General features: G+C 62.5%; 13 protein-coding genes. 8 read left to right on the top strand and 5 right to left on the bottom strand.

What is annotated here, in order from left to right; translation table 11 throughout:
• Positions 1 to 2 precede the first annotated feature (2 nt).
• From FW796_RS14530 to FW796_RS14500, 7 genes are all read left to right on the top strand, one after another.
• A complete protein-coding gene (locus FW796_RS14530) occupies positions 3 to 896 on the top strand; it encodes a hypothetical protein (protein WP_446439503.1) in 894 nt (297 codons plus the stop codon).
• Positions 897 to 915: 19 nt separating this feature from the next.
• Complete coding sequence (gene rplI / locus FW796_RS14525; protein ID WP_020299422.1) at positions 916 to 1,362, top strand: 50S ribosomal protein L9; 447 nt, start codon at positions 916 to 918, stop codon at positions 1,360 to 1,362.
• Between the two features lie 124 nt (positions 1,363 to 1,486).
• The gene (dnaB, locus tag FW796_RS14520) at positions 1,487 to 2,884 is read left to right on the top strand and encodes a replicative DNA helicase (protein WP_025130480.1); all 1,398 of its coding nucleotides are present in this window, start codon (positions 1,487 to 1,489) and stop codon (positions 2,882 to 2,884) included.
• A gap of 156 nt (positions 2,885 to 3,040) precedes the next feature.
• Entirely contained in the window at positions 3,041 to 5,338 is a 2,298-nt protein-coding gene (locus tag FW796_RS14515) for a YgiQ family radical SAM protein (RefSeq protein WP_346634566.1), read from the top strand.
• Between the two features lie 294 nt (positions 5,339 to 5,632).
• A complete protein-coding gene (locus tag FW796_RS14510) occupies positions 5,633 to 8,908 on the top strand; it encodes a transglutaminase family protein (protein ID WP_446439502.1) in 3,276 nt (1,091 codons plus the stop codon).
• Between the two features lie 87 nt (positions 8,909 to 8,995).
• The gene (locus tag FW796_RS14505) at positions 8,996 to 11,482 is read left to right on the top strand and encodes a circularly permuted type 2 ATP-grasp protein (protein WP_446439501.1); all 2,487 of its coding nucleotides are present in this window, start codon (positions 8,996 to 8,998) and stop codon (positions 11,480 to 11,482) included.
• Positions 11,482 to 12,372 carry a transglutaminase family protein gene (locus FW796_RS14500; protein WP_346634569.1) on the top strand — a complete coding sequence of 297 codons (891 nt, stop codon included), beginning with the start codon at positions 11,482 to 11,484 and terminating at the stop codon, positions 12,370 to 12,372. Before FW796_RS14505 ends, FW796_RS14500 begins: the two co-directional genes overlap by 1 nt.
• A 208-nt stretch (positions 12,373 to 12,580) precedes the next feature.
• Here FW796_RS14500 and FW796_RS14495 read toward each other — a convergent pair whose 3' ends face one another.
• Together FW796_RS14495 and FW796_RS14490 are read right to left on the bottom strand one after the other, a co-directional pair.
• Positions 12,581 to 12,757 (bottom strand): hypothetical protein, encoded by a 177-nt coding sequence (locus FW796_RS14495; RefSeq protein ID WP_346634570.1) that lies wholly within the window; start codon positions 12,755 to 12,757, stop codon positions 12,581 to 12,583.
• Between the two features lie 68 nt (positions 12,758 to 12,825).
• On the bottom strand, positions 12,826 to 13,413 hold the full coding sequence (locus tag FW796_RS14490) for an LOG family protein (RefSeq protein WP_346634571.1): 588 nt from the start codon (positions 13,411 to 13,413) through the stop codon (positions 12,826 to 12,828).
• A gap of 352 nt (positions 13,414 to 13,765) precedes the next feature.
• Here FW796_RS14490 and azu point away from each other — a divergent pair, with 352 nt between their 5' ends.
• Positions 13,766 to 14,212, top strand: a complete 447-nt coding sequence (azu, locus tag FW796_RS14485) for an azurin (protein WP_011058960.1) — start codon at positions 13,766 to 13,768, stop codon at positions 14,210 to 14,212.
• Between the two features lie 154 nt (positions 14,213 to 14,366).
• On the opposite strand, the gene nadE is transcribed toward azu, so the two are convergent.
• The 3 genes from nadE to FW796_RS14470 form a co-directional block, all read right to left on the bottom strand.
• Positions 14,367 to 15,194 (bottom strand): ammonia-dependent NAD(+) synthetase, encoded by an 828-nt coding sequence (gene nadE, locus FW796_RS14480; protein ID WP_346634572.1) that lies wholly within the window; start codon positions 15,192 to 15,194, stop codon positions 14,367 to 14,369.
• 3 nt (positions 15,195 to 15,197) lie between these two features.
• Positions 15,198 to 16,412, bottom strand: coding sequence for a nicotinate phosphoribosyltransferase (gene pncB / locus FW796_RS14475; RefSeq protein ID WP_404938133.1), 1,215 nt, complete (start codon positions 16,410 to 16,412; stop codon positions 15,198 to 15,200).
• A 201-nt stretch (positions 16,413 to 16,613) separates the two neighbouring features.
• A complete protein-coding gene (locus tag FW796_RS14470; RefSeq protein WP_346634574.1) occupies positions 16,614 to 17,516 on the bottom strand; it encodes a LysR family transcriptional regulator in 903 nt (300 codons plus the stop codon).
• Between the last annotated feature and the right edge of the window lie 99 nt (positions 17,517 to 17,615).

Genomic DNA, 17,615 nt, shown 5'->3' with positions numbered 1-17,615 from the left:
GCATGCGCGCCTTAGCTGAGTTCATCATGCGCGGTCGTATGCAGGCCACTCTGGTAGTGGCTGGCTGTTCGGCATTGCCGTTGTTGTATTGGTTGGGTGCTGCCGCGGGGAGCCTGGTGCTTCTGCGGCGCGGGTTGAAGGATGCCCTTGGTGTCCTCGCTCTGGGAGTGCTGCCGGCTTTGTTCTGGTGGCTGGCGTTCGATGACCCGCGAGCATTTCTGGTGCTGGTGGGGTCTTCGAGTCTTGCGTTGGTTTTGCGCGCAAGCGAGTCCTGGAGCCGCGTGCTGCTGGTCAGCATAGCGATGGGATTGGTGTTTGCTGGAGTCCTGGGTGCGGCTTTCCGCCCTCAGATCGAAGCGTTGTCGCAGGAATTGATAAAAATCCTGCCGATGGCCTTGGGTGAGGTCTACCAGCAGTTATCGGTTGAAGAGCGAGCTCGTCTTGCCACGCTGATTGCACCGATCCTGACCGGCCTGATAGCGGCCTTGTTGCAAGCCATCAGCGTGCTGAGCCTGATTCTTGGGCGTTACTGGCAGGCTGTGTTGTATAACTCGGGTGGTTTTGGTCGCGAGTTTCGCGCCATCAGAATCCCTCTTGGGCCAGCGATGTTACTGCTGGCGTGCATGTTGGTGGGGCCGAACTTCGGACCTCAACTGGCCATGCTCACGCCGATGTGCAGTGTCCCGCTGGTTTTTGCCGGGCTGGCCCTGATTCACGGGCTGGTGGCGCAAGGGCGACTGGCCAGATTCTGGCTGGTGGGGTTGTACGTCACGCTGTTGCCATTCATGCAGCTGATCTATCCGTTGCTCGTGGTCCTGGCCATTGTCGACAGTCTGGTTGATTTTCGCGGTCGTTTGGCGCCGAAAGACGCCGATAGCGCGAACGGTGAAGGTTAAAAGTTAAGAGGATTTTCACATGCAACTGATCCTTCTGGAAAAAGTCGCCAACCTGGGCAACCTGGGCGACAAAGTGAACGTTAAGGCTGGTTACGGCCGTAACTACCTGCTGCCTTACGGCAAAGCCACCGCTGCTACCGCTGCCAACCTGGCTGCGTTCGAAGAGCGTCGTGCTGAGCTGGAAAAACTGGCTGCAGACCGTAAAGCTTCGGCTGAAAGCCGCGCTGCCCAACTGGCCGAGCTGGAAGTGACCATCACTGCCACCGCCGGTGACGAAGGCAAGCTGTTCGGTTCGATCGGCACCCACGACATCGCTGATGCACTGACCGCCTCCGGCGTTGAAGTTGCAAAAAGCGAAGTTCGTCTGCCGAACGGCACCATCCGCAACGTAGGTGAATTCGACGTAGCCGTGCACCTGCACGCTGAAGTTGAAGCAACCGTACGCGTTGTCGTGGTGGCTGCTTAAGCAGTACCAAATCGTCTGGCACCTTGTGTGGCTGACGGTTAACATCGGGCACGATCCTGTTTACAGGTCGTGCCCTTTGTCTTTCTGCTGATCCTGTTTTTCACCCCCCGAATTCCAAGTGGCCATGAACGATATCTCCGCTCCCGAGCAATACGATCTGCAAACCGCTGCCCTGAAGGTGCCGCCGCATTCCATCGAGGCCGAACAGGCCGTGCTCGGTGGTCTGATGCTGGACAACAACGCCTGGGAACGCGTGTTGGATCAAGTGTCCGACGGCGATTTCTATCGGCATGACCACCGTTTGATCTTCCGCGCCATCGCCAAGCTGGCCGACCAGAACATGCCGATCGACGTGGTCACCCTGTCCGAGCAACTGGACAAGGAAGGGCAGACCTCCCAGGTCGGTGGCCTGGGCTACCTCGGTGAGCTGGCGAAGAACACCCCGTCGGTGGCCAACATCAAGGCCTATGCGCAGATCGTTCGCCAAAGGGCGACCCTGCGCCAGCTGATCGGTATCAGTACCGAGATCGCTGACAGCGCCTTCAACCCTGAAGGCCGCACCGCCGAAGAGATCCTCGATGAGGCCGAACGGCAGATCTTCCAGATCGCCGAGGCGCGGCCCAAGACTGGCGGCCCGGTAGGGGTCAACGAGTTGCTGACCAAGGCCATCGACCGTATCGATACCTTGTTCAACACCGACAACGCCATCACTGGCCTGTCCACCGGCTACACCGACCTCGACGAGAAGACCAGTGGCCTGCAACCGGCCGACTTGATCATCGTCGCCGGCCGTCCGTCCATGGGTAAGACCACCTTCGCCATGAACCTGGTGGAAAACGCGGTACTGCGCAGCGACAAGGCGGTGCTGGTGTACTCCCTGGAGATGCCAGGCGAATCGCTGATCATGCGTATGCTGTCCTCCCTGGGCCGCATCGATCAGACCAAGGTCCGTTCCGGTCAGTTGGAAGATGACGACTGGCCGCGCCTGACCTCGGCGGTCAACCTGCTCAACGACCGCAAGCTGTTCATCGACGACACCGCGGGCATCAGCCCCTCGGAAATGCGTGCGCGGACCCGGCGCCTGGTGCGCGAGCACGGCGACATCGGCCTGATCATGATCGACTACCTGCAACTGATGCAGATCCCGGGCTCCAGCGGTGACAACCGGACCAACGAGATTTCCGAGATCTCCCGATCCCTGAAAGCCCTGGCCAAGGAATTCAACTGCCCGGTGGTGGCTCTGTCCCAGCTCAACCGCTCCCTGGAGCAACGCCCCAACAAGCGTCCGGTGAACTCCGACTTGCGGGAATCCGGAGCGATCGAGCAGGACGCCGACGTGATTATGTTCGTGTACCGGGACGAGGTGTATCACCCCGAGACCGAGCACAAGGGCATTGCCGAGATCATCATCGGCAAGCAGCGGAACGGCCCCATCGGCTTTATCCGCCTGGCCTTCATCGGCAAGTACACCCGCTTCGAGAACCTTGCTCCGGGCAGCTACAACTTCGACGACGACGAATAACGGCGCCAGCCATAGTGGTTGGCCACGGGTCGCGTGACGTGACAACGAATTCCGACCATTACGGTCGGAATTGGTTATTTTTTGTGCTATATTCCGCGCCCGCGAATTTCCCTGTGAATCAACGCGTCCCTATCCAAGCCAACACCGGTCATCGACATGCAAGCAGCCAAGCCGTTATTTGACTATCCAAAGTACTGGGCCGAATGTTTCGGGCCGGCACCATTCCTGCCCATGAGCAGGGAGGAGATGGATCAGCTCGGCTGGGATTCCTGCGACATCATCATCGTCACCGGTGATGCCTATGTCGATCACCCGTCGTTCGGCATGGCGATCATCGGCCGGCTGCTGGAGTCCCAGGGCTTTCGCGTCGGGATCATCGCCCAGCCCAACTGGCAATCCAAAGACGACTTCATGAAGCTCGGCGAGCCGAACCTGTTTTTCGGTGTCGCCGCCGGCAACATGGACTCGATGATCAATCGCTACACCGCCGACAAGAAGATCCGCTCCGACGACGCCTACACCCCGGGCGGCCTGGCGGGCAAGCGTCCGGACCGTGCCAGCCTGGTCTACAGCCAGCGTTGCAAGGAAGCCTACAAGAACGTGCCGATCGTCCTTGGCGGCATCGAGGCGTCTCTGCGTCGCATCGCCCACTACGACTACTGGCAGGACCGGGTGCGCAACTCGATCCTGATCGACGCCAGTGCCGATATCCTGCTCTACGGCAACGCCGAGCGAGCCATTGTCGAAGTTGCCCAGCGCCTGTCCTACGGCCACAAGATCGAAGACATCACCGACGTGCGCGGCACCGCCTTCATCCGCCGCGACACGCCCAAAGACTGGTACGAAGTGGACTCCACCCGTATCGACCGTCCGGGCAAGATCGACAAGATCATCAACCCCTACGTCAACACCCAGGACACCCAGGCCTGCGCCATCGAGCAGGAGAAGGGTCCGGTTGAAGATCCGAGCGAAGCCAAGGTGGTGCAGATCCTGGCCAGCCCGCGGATGACCCGGGACAAGACCGTGATCCGCCTGCCGTCCATGGAGAAGGTGCGCAACGACCCGGTCCTCTACGCTCACGCCAACCGCGTGCTGCACCTGGAAACCAACCCGGGCAACGCCCGTGCCCTGGTGCAGAAGCATGGTGAAGTAGATGTGTGGTTCAACCCGCCGCCCATTCCCATGACCACCGAGGAAATGGACTACGTGTTCGGCATGCCTTATCAGCGCATTCCGCACCCGGCCTATGGCAAGGAAAAAATCCCGGCCTACGACATGATCCGCTTCTCGGTGAACATCATGCGTGGCTGCTTCGGTGGCTGTACCTTCTGTTCCATCACCGAGCACGAAGGGCGGATCATCCAGAACCGTTCCGAAGAGTCGATCATTCGCGAGATCGAAGAAATCCGCGACAAGGTTCCCGGCTTTACCGGGGTGATCTCCGACCTTGGCGGTCCGACCGCGAACATGTACCGCATCGCCTGCAAGAGCCCGGAAATCGAATCCGCGTGCCGCAAGCCGTCCTGCGTGTTCCCCGGCATCTGCCCGAACCTGAACACCGACCATTCGTCGTTGATCCAGCTGTATCGCAGTGCTCGCGCCCTGCCTGGGGTGAAGAAGATCCTCATCGCCTCGGGCCTGCGTTATGACCTGGCGGTGGAATCGCCGGAGTACGTCAAGGAGCTGGTGACCCATCACGTGGGTGGCTACCTGAAGATTGCCCCGGAACACACCGAGGAAGGTCCGCTCAATCAGATGATGAAGCCGGGCATTGGTACCTATGACCGGTTCAAGCGGATGTTCGAGAAGTACTCCAAGGAAGCGGGCAAGGAGCAGTACCTGATTCCGTACTTCATCGCCGCGCACCCGGGGACCACCGACGAAGACATGATGAACCTGGCCCTGTGGCTCAAGGGCAACGGCTTCCGCGCCGACCAGGTGCAGGCGTTCTATCCGTCGCCGATGGCTACTGCCACCGCCATGTACCACTCGGGCAAGAACCCGCTGCGCAAGGTCACCTACAAGAGCGACGGCGTGACCATCGTCAAGAGCGAGGAGCAGCGTCGCCTGCACAAGGCGTTCCTGCGCTATCACGATCCGAAGGGCTGGCCGATGCTGCGCGAAGCCCTGCTGCGCATGGGCCGTGGTGATCTGATCGGCCCAGGCAAGAACCAGCTGATTCCGACCCATCAGCCGGCCACCGACAGCTACCAGAGCGCCCGCCGCAAGAACTCGACACCGGCCGGCAGCCACAAGGTGGCCAAGGAAACCAAGATCCTTACCCAGCACACCGGCTTGCCGCCGCGAGGCAGTGACGGTGGCAATGCCTGGGACAAGCGTGAGCAGGCCAAGGCCGCTGCCTTCGCCCGCAACAAGCAGGCTGCCAAGGAGCGTGCCGATGCGGCCAAGGGCAAAGGCAAGAAGCCAACCCGCAAGCCGGTGGTGCCGCGCTAGACAACAGAACGCCAGCTCCTCGGAGCTGGCGTTTTGCTTTGGCTCTCGATAGCGGCGCAAGCCGGTCTTGTTGGCGATCGGCTGTCAGCGCTGGCGCTCCATTAACAGTGCGAGCGCAGCCGCTTCGAGCCATGCCGTCTGGCACATTTCTGTGCAGTGAGCTGCACAGGGATGCACCGGTTGCGCGGTTTTGGTGCTGTACTGCCCTGAGTCGTTGAACAACCCCCCGGACTTGGGCCCTGGCACAAGTCTTGCGCGGGTTCATCCACCGCTCAGGCTCGCAGGAGGCACGCCGTGTCGATTCATGTCGCATTGCACCATGTCACGCACTATCGCTACGACCGCGCCGTCGAACTTGGCCCGCAGATCGTCCGCCTGCGCCCGGCTGCCCACAGCCGCACGCGAATCCTCTCCTATGCGCTGAAGGTCCAGCCCGAGCAGCATTTCATCAACTGGCAGCAGGACCCACAGGGCAATTACCTGGCGCGCCTGGTCTTTGCGGAGAAAACCACCGAGCTGCAGATCGAAGTGGATCTGCTGGCGGAGATGGCGGTGTTCAATCCGTTCGACTTCTTCCTCGAGCCCTACGCGCAGAAGATCCCTTTTGCCTACGCCGCCGATGAGCAGCGTGAGCTGGCGCCCTACCTGGAAACCCTGCCCCTGACGCCGAAGTTCCAGGCCTACCTGGACGGTATTTCGCGTACGCCGTTGCCAGCGGTGGACTTCCTGGTGGCGTTGAATCAGCGGCTCAGCGCAGACATCGCCTACCTGATTCGCCTGGAGCCGGGGGTGCAGAGCCCGGAGCAGACCCTGGTCAATGGCTCCGGCTCCTGCCGCGATTCGGCCTGGCTGCTGGTGCAGCTGTTGCGCCACTTGGGACTGGCGGCGCGTTTCGTCTCCGGCTACCTGATCCAGCTCACGGCCGACGTCAAATCCCTGGATGGTCCTTCGGGCACCGAGGTGGACTTCACTGACCTGCATGCCTGGTGCGAGGTCTACTTGCCCGGAGCCGGCTGGATCGGCCTGGACGCCACCTCGGGGCTGTTTGCCGGAGAGGGCCACATTCCCCTGGCCTGCAGCCCCGATCCCTCTTCAGCGGCGCCCATCACTGGCCTGGTGGAACCTTGCGAGTGTCAGTTCAGCCATGAAATGAGTGTGGAACGGATCTGGGAAGCACCCCGGGTCACCAAGCCTTACACCGACGAGCAGTGGCTGGCGATCCAGGCCCTGGGCCGGCGGATCGATGTGGACCTGCTGGAGGGCGATGTGCGCTTGACCATGGGCGGCGAGCCGACCTTCGTGGCCATCGACGACCCCGACGGCGCCGAGTGGAACACCGCCGCCCTGGGAGCGAACAAGCGGCGTCTGGCCGGTGAGCTGTTCCAGCGCCTGCGCCAGCGCTACGGGCCTCAGGGGCTGGTGCACTTCGGCCAGGGCAAGTGGTACCCGGGGGAGCAATTGCCGCGCTGGTCGCTGAACTGCCATTGGCGACGGGACGGCGTGCCGATCTGGCACAACAACGCCTTGATTGCCGATGAGCACGAGGACTACGGCGCTGATGCAGCACTGGCCGGGCGCTTTCTCGCCAGTGTCGCCGAGCGCCTGAAGCTGCCGGGGCGCTTCGTGTTTCCCGCCTATGAAGACCACTTCTACTACCTGTGGCGCGAGGGCAGCCTGCCCCTCAATGTCAGTGCCGAGGACTCGCGGCTGGAGGATGCCCTGGAGCGCCAGCGGTTGCGCAAGGTGTTCAGCCAGGGGCTGGACAAGGTCATTGGCCAGGTGCTGCCCCTGGCCCGTACCGCCAAGGGTGATCAGTGGCAGAGTGGCCGCTGGTACCTGCGCGACAGTCATTGCCGGCTGGTGCCCGGGGATTCCGCTCTGGGCTATCGCCTGCCCCTGGCGTCCCAGCCCTGGGTGACGGCGGCGGAGTACCCCTTCATACATCCCAACGATCCGAACCAGGACTTCCCTGAGCTGCCGGACCTGGCGCGGCTCGCAGAAGTCCCTGAGGCGGCGGTTCTGGATGAGCGCGTGCCAATGATCGATCAGTCCGCGGACTGGTTGACCCGTACCGCGCTCTGCGCCGAGGCGCGAGAAGGGCGGCTGTATCTGTTCATGCCGCCCCTGGAACGACTCGAGGATTACCTGCAACTGGTCAGCGTGATCGAAGCCACGGCGGCAGAGTTGCATTGTCCGGTGCTGCTGGAGGGCTACGAGCCGCCGGCGGACCCACGCTTGTGCAACTTCCGGGTGACGCCGGACCCGGGCGTGATCGAGGTCAACGTGCAGCCATCGGTCAGTTGGGACGAGCTGGTGGAGCGCACCGAGTTTCTGTATGAGCAGGCCCGGCAGACCCGCCTGACCAGTGAGAAGTTCATGATCGACGGGCGCCACACCGGCACCGGCGGCGGCAACCATTTCGTCCTCGGTGGCGCGACGCCGGCGGATTCGCCGTTCCTGCGCCGCCCCGACCTGCTGCGTAGCCTGATCAGCTACTGGCACAATCATCCGTCGTTGTCCTACCTGTTTTCCGGGTTGTTCATCGGCCCCACCTCCCAGGCTCCCAGGGTCGACGAGGCGCGCAACGACTCGCTTTACGAACTGGAAATCGCCTTTGCGCAGATACCCGCGCCGGGCGAGGAGTGCCCGCCGTGGCGAGTGGACCGCCTGCTGCGCAACCTGCTGATCGATGTCACCGGCAATACCCATCGCGCGGAGTTCTGCATCGACAAGCTCTATTCGCCGGACGGCGCCACCGGGCGTCTCGGTCTGCTCGAGCTGCGGGCCTTTGAAATGCCGCCCCATGAGCGCATGAGCCTGGTCCAGCAGTTGCTGCTGCGGGCGCTGGTGGCGCGGTTCTGGCGCGAGCCTTATGCCCCGGCCAAGCTGGCGCGTTGGGGCACCGAGCTGCACGATCGCTTCCTGCTGCCGCATTTCATCGAGCAGGATTTCGCCGATGTGCTGGTGGAGCTCAATGCCGCCGGATATCCGCTGCGGGCCGAGTGGTTTGCCCCGCACCTGGAGTTTCGCTTTCCCAAGGTCGGCGATTACGCGGTCAGCGGCATCGAGCTGGAGTTGCGTCAGGCGCTGGAGCCCTGGCATGTGCTGGGGGAAGAGGGCGGGGCCGGGGGCGCGGTGCGTTATGTCGACTCTTCTCTGGAGCGTTTGCAGGTCAAGGTCAGCGGGTTGACGCCGCAGCGCCATGTGCTGACCTGCAACGGTGTGGCGGTCCCCTTGCAGCCCACCGGTCGGGTAGGGGAATTTGTCGCCGGAGTGCGTTATCGCGCCTGGCAGCCGGCCAACTGCCTGCAACCCGGCATCCCGGTACACGCACCGCTGGTGTTCGATCTGCTGGACAGTTGGATGCAGCGCTCCCTGGGGGGCTGCCAATACCATGTGGCCCATCCTGGGGGACGCAACTACGACAGCCTGCCGGTCAATGCCAATGAAGCGGAAAGCCGGCGCATGGCGCGTTTCTTTCGCCTCGGACACAGCCCCGGGAGCCTCGCGGTGCCGCCTCTGATCATCAATGACGAGCTGCCCATGACCCTGGATTTGCGACGCTTCTAATCCACCTGCGACGCCCGCGATATAGCCATATCCGGGTGTCGGGGCTGTGGGTTAATCTGACTTTCCCTGCCGTCTGCCGAGTGTTCCATGCCTGACTTGCTAGACCGTTACCCGCTGACGGCGGGTACCTACCACGAGCTGCTGGATGACCAGGGTGCGGTCCGGGCGCACTGGCAGCGCCTGCTTGAACAACTGCAACGCAGCAGCCCCGCGCAACTGGCCCAGCGCCAGGCGCTGCTGACCCGGCAGATCCACGAGAACGGTGTCACCTACAACGTCTATGCCGACCCCAAGGGCGCGGACCGGCCCTGGGAGCTGGACCTGCTGCCCCATGTGATCCCAGTGGAGGAGTGGCAGCTGTTGTCCGCCGGTATCGCCCAGCGAGCGCGCCTGCTCAATGCCGTACTGGCGGACCTGTACGGCCCGCAGCGACTGATCAGCGAAGGGCTGTTGCCCGCGGAACTGGTGTTCGGACACAACAATTTTCTCTGGCCATGCCAAGGCATCCAGCCGCCCGAGCAGACCTTTCTGCACCTCTATGCAGTGGACCTGGCGCGCACCCCCGATGGTCGCTGGTGGGTCACTGCCGATCGTACCCAGGCGCCGTCCGGGGCTGGCTATGCCCTGGAAAATCGCATGATCGTGTCCCGGGCCTTTCCGGATCTGTACCGCGACCTGCAAGTGCAGCATCTGGCCGGCTTCTTCCGTGCCCTGCAGGAAACCCTGGCCCGGCAGGCGCCCCGAGATGCCGAAGCACCGCTGATCGTGCTGTTGACGCCCGGGCGTTTCAACGAGAGTTATTTCGAACATCTGTACCTGGCACGCCAGCTGGGTTACCCGCTGGTGGAGGGCGGCGACCTGACGGTGCGCGATGCCACGGTCTATCTCAAGACCCTCAGTGGCTTGCGTCGGGTGCACGCCATCATGCGTCGCCTGGATGATGATTTCTGTGACCCCCTGGAGCTGCGTACCGATTCCGCCCTGGGGGTGCCCGGCCTGCTGGATGCCGTGCGTCAGGGCCGGGTGCTGGTGGCCAATGCCTTGGGCAGCGGGGTGCTGGAGTCCCCAGGGCTGCTGGGCTTCCTGCCGAAAATCAGCCAGTTCCTGCTGGGGGAGGAATTGCTCCTGCCTTCCATTGCCACCTGGTGGTGTGGCGAGGCACCCGTGCTGCAACAGGCCCTGGAGAAACTTCCGGAGCTGCTGATCAAGCCGGCGTTTCCGTCCCAGAGCTTCACACCGGTGCTGGGGCGCGACCTGAGCCCCGAGCAGCGCGCCAGCCTCGCCGAGCGCATGCGTGCGCGGCCCTACGCCTATGTCGCCCAGGAGTTGCCGCAACTGTCCCTGGCGCCGGTGTGGCAGGCCGAGGACGGTCGCTTGCAGCCCCGGGCCATCGGCATGCGGGTGTACGCGGTGGCCAGCGACGACGGCTATCGGGTGCTGCCCGGCGGCCTGACCCGGGTCGCTGCCGATGCTGACGCCGAAGTGGTGTCGATGCAGCGCGGTGGCGCCAGCAAGGACACTTGGGTGCTGGGGGAGCGCGCCCCTAGCGGCGAGCAATGGAAGGCCCAGCGCACCATTGGTGTCTATGACTTGGTCCGTCGTGATCCCTACTTGCCGTCGCGGGTGGTGGAGAACCTGTTCTGGTTTGGTCGTTATTGTGAGCGCTGTGACGACAGCGCACGGCTGCTGCGGATCATGCTGGCCCGTTACGTCGATGGCGACGATCCGCGAGCTTTGCTGGCCGCGGTGGACCTGGGGGAAAGCCTGATGCTGTTGCCGGATGAGGGCGAGTTGCCCGAGCGTCTGCTGGCGGCCCTGCTGGGGGAGGACTGGTCGTTCAGCTTGCGCTCCAACCTGCAGCGCCTGCAGTGGGCTGCCTCCCAGGTGCGCGGCAAACTGTCCCGGGAAAACTGGCAGGCCCTGGTGGAGCTGCAACGCGAAGCCCAGGAGCTGGACACCGCGGAGCCGGACTTCGGCGAGCTGCTGGATTTTCTCAACCGTCTGGTGATGTCCTTGGCGGCGCTCTCGGGGTTCGCCCTGGACGACATGACCCGGGACGAGGGTTGGCGCTTCCTGATGATTGGCCGGCGCATCGAGCGCCTGCAATTTCTCAGCAGCAGCCTGGCGGCCTTCCTGCGGGGCACTGCGGTTTTCGACCAGGCTGGCCTGGAGTGGCTGTTGGAGCTGGGTAACAGCAGCATCACCTATCGCTCCCGTTATCTGGCGGTGGCGCAGTTGATCCCGGTCCTCGACCTGTTGCTGCTGGATGAGCAGAACCCCCACGCCGTGCTGTTCCAGCTCAAGCTGGTGACCCGTACCCTAAAGCGACTCAACGATGACTTCGGTGTGCCCCGTGAGGTGGCGTTGCCGAGGCTGGTGGAGCGCCTGGCCCATTTCGACCTGGGCTGCCTGGAGAACTCGCTGTTTGGCGAGGCCAGCGTGAGAGCCGCCGTGGCAGGGTTGGCGGACCTGTTGCAAGAGATCGCCGAGGTCAGCGGCCAGGTGTCCGATCGCCTGGCCTTGCGGCATTTCGCCCATGTGGATGATGTCAGCCAGCAAACGGTGTCGGTCTGATGAGCGCTCGTTACCAGATTTTCCATGACACCCATTATCGCTATGACAGCCCGGTGTCCCTGGCCCAGCAGCTGGCGCACTTGTGGCCCCGGGCTTGCGCCTGGCAACAGTGCAGCGAGCGGCAATTGCTGATCACTCCCGAGCCCACCACCCGCCGTGACGAGCAAGATGTGTTTGGCAATCCCCTGACCCGGCTGGCCTTCGAGCGGCCCCATGATGAACTGCAGGTCAATGCCCAGCTTGGCGTCGAGGTGCTGGATCGGCCGCGTTTGGACTTTGCCGCGTCTATGGCCTGGGATGTCGCCCGGGGAGCCCTGACCTACAGCGGTCGGCCGTTGCCGGTGGCTTTGCTGGAAGCCAGCCGCTATCGCTTCGAATCACCCTATGTGCATCTCAAGCAGCGCTTCGTCGAGTTTTCCGAAAGCTGCTTTGCTCCGGGACGGCCACTGTTGCAGGGCGTCCAGGCCTTGATGGAGAAGATCTTCAGCGAGTTCACCTTCGATGCCGAGGCGACCCAAGTGGCGACACCTTTGGTGGAGGTGCTGGAGCGTCGACGGGGTGTGTGCCAGGACTTTGCCCATCTGATGCTGGCCTGCCTGCGTTCACGGGGGCTGGCGGCGCGCTACATCAGCGGCTACCTGCTGACCCAGCCACCGCCGGGGCAGCCGCGGCTGATCGGTGCCGACGCTTCCCATGCCTGGGTTTCGGTGTTTTGCCCGGTGCTGGGCTGGGTGGATTTCGACCCTACCAACAACGTGCAGCCGGCACTGGAGCACATCACCCTGGCCTGGGGCCGTGATTTTTCCGATGTTTCGCCGTTGCGTGGAGTGATTCTTGGTGGTGGCAGCCATGACCCGGAGGTTCGAGTCACCGTCATGCCCCTGGCATAACACCGCCAATCTGTAGGAGCCGGCTTGCCGGCGAAGAGGGCGGCGGATACTGCGTAGGGCTGGAGAGCGCTTTCGCTGGCAAGCCAGCTCCTACGGCTAGGCGCGAAATCAAACCTTGTAGGAGTCGGCTTGCCGGCGAAGAGGCCAGCGGATACTGCGTGGGGCTGGAGAGTGTTTTCGCTGGCATGCCAGCTGCTACAGTCTCGGGTCAGGCCTGGGGGGCCTGGGGCTCGGCGTCATCGACGCTCACTTCACCTTCAGTCTCCGGGGTCAGTGTGCTGGTTTCTTCTGCAGCAGCTTTCTTGCGTTGCAGCTTTTCCTCTTTCTTCTGTTCCTTGGCCAAGTCTCGTTGACGTTTGGCGAAGGAGTAGTTGGGTTTGGCCATGGGCGATCCTCTGGGGTCGAAGGTGAGGTTGAGCGGCGCGTATTCTGCCTGTTATCGGGCGCTGACGGTTAACTGGGTTTGCGCTCGGCCCACTTGTCCGCCACCGAAGGCTTCCAGGCGTCCAGGGCATCCAGCAGGCTGGCCGGCGATTCGCTCATTTGCAGCATGTCACGGTGTGGGGCACGGACGAAGCCTTCGCCGACGATATGGTCGAGAAATCCACTGAGTTTTTCGTAGAAGCCGTTCACTTCCAGCAGGCCCAGGGGCTTGTGGTGATAGCCCAGTTGTCCCCAGGTCCAGACTTCGAACAACTCTTCCAGGGTGCCCAGGCCCCCAGGCAGGGCAATGAAGGCATCGCTGAGTTCGGCCATGCGCGCCTTGCGCGCGTGCATGCCGTCCACCACTTCCAGACGGGTCAGGCCGCTGTGGCCGATTTCCTTGTCTTTCAGGCTTTGCGGGATGATCCCGATGACTTCACCACCGGCTGCCAGTGCAGCATCGGCCACTAGGCCCATCAGGCCCACCGCGCCGCCGCCATAGACCAGGGTCAGTTTGCGCTCGGCCAGGGCGCGGCCCAGGGCCTGGGCCGCTTCACGATAGAGGGGATGGCTGCCAGTACTGGCGCCACAAAATACACAGACAGAAGTTAACGACATGCCTTACTCCGAGGTCATTGATGGCCTCAGAGTAAAGGCTGAAAGATCTGGCTCCAAGCATTAAACCTCGCGTTGCGGGGTTTCATGGGTACCGCTGGCACCGCAGGCGTAGGCGGCGAGCAAACTGCGAAACAGGCTGTTGAGAGGCATGACCAAGGCTCCGAAAAGATGCTGATGGGCAGATTTTAGGGGGCGGTCCCGCAGTCGGCTGTTTGATTGTCTTGATCGGCCCGATAGCAGAGAGTTGTATACAATTTTTTGATGCAAATCATAGGAACTTGGTAGAAATTCAGGCAGTCTTCGGTCCCATGGATTCAGATGGATTTTGTTAACCCTGCCTTGGAGATTCACCATGTTTGCCAAACTCGTTGCGGTATCCCTGTTGACACTGGCCAGCAGCCAATTGATGGCCGCCGAATGCAAGGTCGATGTCGACTCTACCGACCAGATGTCCTTCAACACTAAGGAAATCACCATCGACAAGAGTTGCAAGACCTTCACCGTGAACCTGACTCACTCCGGCAGCCTGCCGAAGAACGTCATGGGCCATAACTGGGTCCTGAGCAAAACCGCAGACATGGCCGGCATCGCCACCGACGGCATGGCCGCCGGCATCGACAAGAGCTACTTGAAGGAAGGCGACACCCGCGTCATCGCCCACACCAAGATCATCGGTGCTGGCGAGAAAGATTCGGTGACCTTCGACGTATCGAAGCTGACTGCTGGCGAAAGCTACCAGTTCTTCTGCTCGTTCCCAGGCCACAACTCGATGATGAAAGGCGCTGTGGTCCTGAAGTAAGCATCAGGCCCGGCTGCAACAGGAAAGCGCCCCGAGGGGCGCTTTTTTTGTGTGTGTCTGTAGGAGCGGGCTTGCCCGCGAACAGGCCGTTGAACCTTGTGCAGCATCAAGCGGCCGCTTCTCCGGCAAGCCGGCTCCTACAGAACGTGGTGGGTCACGGGGCGAAGGGCATGACGCGCTTGTGATGGGTCTTGCGGTAGGTGTCGCAGATGATCTTGAAGGCTTCTTCACGCACCGGCTGGCCATGCAGGAAGGCGTCGATCTCGGTGTAGGTGACGCCGTGTGAGGCTTCATCCGGTTTGCCCGGGGAGAGGTCCTCGAGGTCGGCGGTAGGCACCTTCTCCACCAGGGATTCCGGAGCGCCGAAGTAGCGAGCAATCGAACGCACCTGATTCTTTACCAGGCCGCTCAGTGGCGCCAGGTCGCAGGCGCCATCACCGAACTTGGTGAAGAAACCCATCACCGCTTCGGCGGCGTGGTCGGTACCGATCACCAGGCCTTGGGCGGCGCCGGCGATGGTGTACTGGGCCACCATGCGCATCCGTGCCTTGGTGTTGCCGAGGACAAAGTCCCGGGACACCGCGTGCTGGCCTTCAAAGGCCGCCACTTCATTGGCCAGGGCCTTGACCGCCGGGCCGATGTTCACGGTGTGGCGTTCGTCGGGGTTGATGAAGTCCACCGAAGCCTGGGCGTCGTGTTCGTCGAACTGGGTCTCATAGGGCAGGCGCACGGCAATGAAACGGTAGTGCTCGTCACCACTGCGCTCGCGCAGCTCACGCATGGCGCGTTGGGCCAGCAGGCCAGCGGTCAGGGAGTCGACACCGCCGCTGATACCCAGGACCAGGGACTTGAGACCGGAATTGACCAGGCAGTCCTGGATGAAACGGATGCGCCGGGCGATTTCCGCCTCCAGGGCAGCATGGTCGGGAAAAGGTGCTTGGACCTTCAGCTGCTGCGCAATCTCACGCTGTGCGGCTTGCATGATTCACTCCTTGCCAGGTTGGGCAGGTACTTGGAAAACGTGGCGCAAGTAAGCGACGAAGTTGGGATCCTTGCAATGGGTCTTGCCCGCTTCATCGGAGATCTTGGCGACGGGCTGGCCATTGCAGGCGGCCATTTTAAGCACGATGCTCATCGGCTCGACACCGGGAATATCGCAGGTCAGGTTGGTGCCGATGCCAAAGCTGACGTTGATCCGCCCCCGCAGCGCCCGGAATATTTCCAGGGAGCGTGGCAGGGTCAGGCTGTCGGAGAACACCAGGGTCTTGCTCATCGGGTCGATGCCCAGCTTGTGGTAGTGGGCGATGGCTTTCTCCGCCCAGAGGATCGGGTCCCCGGAGTCATGGCGCAGGCCGTCGAACAGCTTGGCGAAGAACAGATCGAAGTCACCGAGGAAGGCGTCGGTGGTGATGCAGTCGGTCAGGGCGATACCCAGCAGCCCGCGGTATTCACGGACCCAGCAGTCGAGGGCGGCGATCTGGCTGTCGATCAGTCGGGGGCCCAATTGCTGGTGGGCCATGATCCATTCGTGGGCCATGGTGCCCAGGGGCTTCATGTTCAGCTCGCGGGACAGGTGCACGTTGCTGGTGCCGACAAAACGCCCGGGGAAGTCGTGCTTGAGCACGTTCACCACTTCTTCCTGGACCCGGTAGGAAAAGCGTCGGCGGGTGCCGAAATCCGCCACTTGCAGCTCGGATAACTCTTCGCTGCTGGCGTTGGCGCTCAGCCAGTCGAACTTGCGGTACAGCTGCTCCCGGGCCTGCACCAGCAGGATCTCGCGGTAGCGGTAGCGGTTACGCACTTCGCTGATGATGGCCAGCATCGGCACTTCGAACAGAATCACGTGCAGCCAGGGACCGCGCAGGCGGATGAACAGTTCGCCGTTTTCGATACCGGTGTGCACGTAGCGCAGGTTGAAGCGAAACAGCCCGAGAAAGCGCAGGAAGTCCGGCTTGAGGAAGCTGATGCGTTCGAGAAAGCCCAGTTGGTCGGCGCTCAGGCTCAGTTCCGCCAGGCGCTCGAACTGATAGCGGATCTCCGCCAGGTACGGCTGCAGATCCTCGCTGTTACGGCAACGAAACTCCCATTCCACTTCCACGTTGGGATAGTTGTGCAGCACCGCCTGCATCATGGTCAGTTTGTAGAAGTCGGTGTCGAGCAGGTTCTGCACGATGCGATCGGCAAACACACTCTCGCTCATAACGGGAATCTCCATGCTGGCCGCAACGGACAGCGGCGGCTTCAGCTCTTTCAATGAATGCGCTAGTGGCGCATAGACGTCCTGCGCTTGACCAGCGTTTTTTGCGGCGGGCCATTCTCCAGCTGTAGGCGCTGGCTGGCCAGCGAATGGCTCTTCAGCCTTGTGCAGGGCTCAAGGGCTCCATCGCCGGCAAGCCGGCCCCTACGGGAGGGGGGCGTCGTTGTGTTCCAGCATCCAGCGCACGAAGTCACGGACCTTGGGCACTTCCGCCGAGTGCTCGGGATAGGCCAGGTAATAAGCGTCCTGGCTGGGCATGGCGTATTTCCAGGCGATCACCAGCTTGCCTTCGGCCAGCTCTTCTTCCACCAGGAACCTGGGCAGCAGGGCCACGCCACACCCGACCTGGGCGGCGCGAATGCACATATAGAAGGTTTCGAAGCGCGGGCCATGGTAGCTGTGTTCGGTCTGATAACCCTGCTGGTCGAACCATTCGTGCCAGCCTTGGGGGCGTGAGGCGTTTTGCAGCAGGACCAGGTCGGTCAGCTGCCTGGGGTCGGTCAAGGGTTCGGCGGGCAGGCTGTCGGGGGCGCAGACCGCCACCAGCTCCTCGCTGAACAGCTTCAGGCTCTCGGTGCCGGGGCGCGAACCCTGGCCGAAGTAGAACGCCAGGTCGGCGTGGCCCTGGAGCAGTTCGTCCGGCTCCTGCTCGTTGCACAGGTCCAGGTGGATATGCGGATGGCGCAGGCGCCAGCCCTTGAGGCGCGGCACCAGCCAGCGAGCGCCGAAGGTGTAGGGCGTGGAAACCCGCAGTACTTCGGTCTCGCCGCCGTAGGAGCGCAGGTAGTGGGTGGACATCTCCACCTGGGTAAGGATCTTGCGCACCTCGACCAGATACAGGTCGCCGGCCGGGGTCAGTTGCAGGCGGCGGCGTACCCGACGGAACAACAGGTGCTGCAGCAGCTCTTCAAGCTGCGCCACCTGCTTGCTGACCGCGCTCTGGGTCAGGTTGAGTTCCTCGGCGGCGCGCGTGAAGCTCAGGTGCCGGGTAACGGCCTCGAAGCACTGCAGGGCAGTGATCGACGGCAGGTAGCGTTTGTTGAGCATGGGTGGTCCTTGTTCTTATCGGTGCTGGATGCCGGCTCAGCATGAATAAACGGAATGATATCTCGCTTAAAGGTCGTTTGTTGGCAAGTCTCAGGCCAG

The sequence above is a fragment of the Pseudomonas sp. 910_21 genome (genome assembly GCF_052850735.1).
The sequence above is the reverse complement of the archived record's forward strand: the minus strand, read 5'-3'. Positions and strand labels throughout refer to the sequence as shown.

Coding starts and splice junctions, on each gene's coding strand:
- FW796_RS14530 (WP_446439503.1), top strand. CDS start 3: ATGCGCGCCTTAGCTGAGTTCATCATGCGCGGTCGTATGCAGGCCACT.
- rplI (WP_020299422.1), top strand. CDS start 916: ATGCAACTGATCCTTCTGGAAAAAGTCGCCAACCTGGGCAACCTGGGC.
- dnaB (WP_025130480.1), top strand. CDS start 1,487: ATGAACGATATCTCCGCTCCCGAGCAATACGATCTGCAAACCGCTGCC.
- FW796_RS14515 (WP_346634566.1), top strand. CDS start 3,041: ATGCAAGCAGCCAAGCCGTTATTTGACTATCCAAAGTACTGGGCCGAA.
- FW796_RS14505 (WP_446439501.1), top strand. CDS start 8,996: ATGCCTGACTTGCTAGACCGTTACCCGCTGACGGCGGGTACCTACCAC.
- FW796_RS14500 (WP_346634569.1), top strand. CDS start 11,482: ATGAGCGCTCGTTACCAGATTTTCCATGACACCCATTATCGCTATGAC.
- FW796_RS14495 (WP_346634570.1), bottom strand. CDS start 12,757: ATGGCCAAACCCAACTACTCCTTCGCCAAACGTCAACGAGACTTGGCC.
- FW796_RS14490 (WP_346634571.1), bottom strand. CDS start 13,413: ATGTCGTTAACTTCTGTCTGTGTATTTTGTGGCGCCAGTACTGGCAGC.
- azu (WP_011058960.1), top strand. CDS start 13,766: ATGTTTGCCAAACTCGTTGCGGTATCCCTGTTGACACTGGCCAGCAGC.
- nadE (WP_346634572.1), bottom strand. CDS start 15,194: ATGCAAGCCGCACAGCGTGAGATTGCGCAGCAGCTGAAGGTCCAAGCA.
- pncB (WP_404938133.1), bottom strand. CDS start 16,412: ATGAGCGAGAGTGTGTTTGCCGATCGCATCGTGCAGAACCTGCTCGAC.
- FW796_RS14470 (WP_346634574.1), bottom strand. CDS start 17,516: ATGCTCAACAAACGCTACCTGCCGTCGATCACTGCCCTGCAGTGCTTC.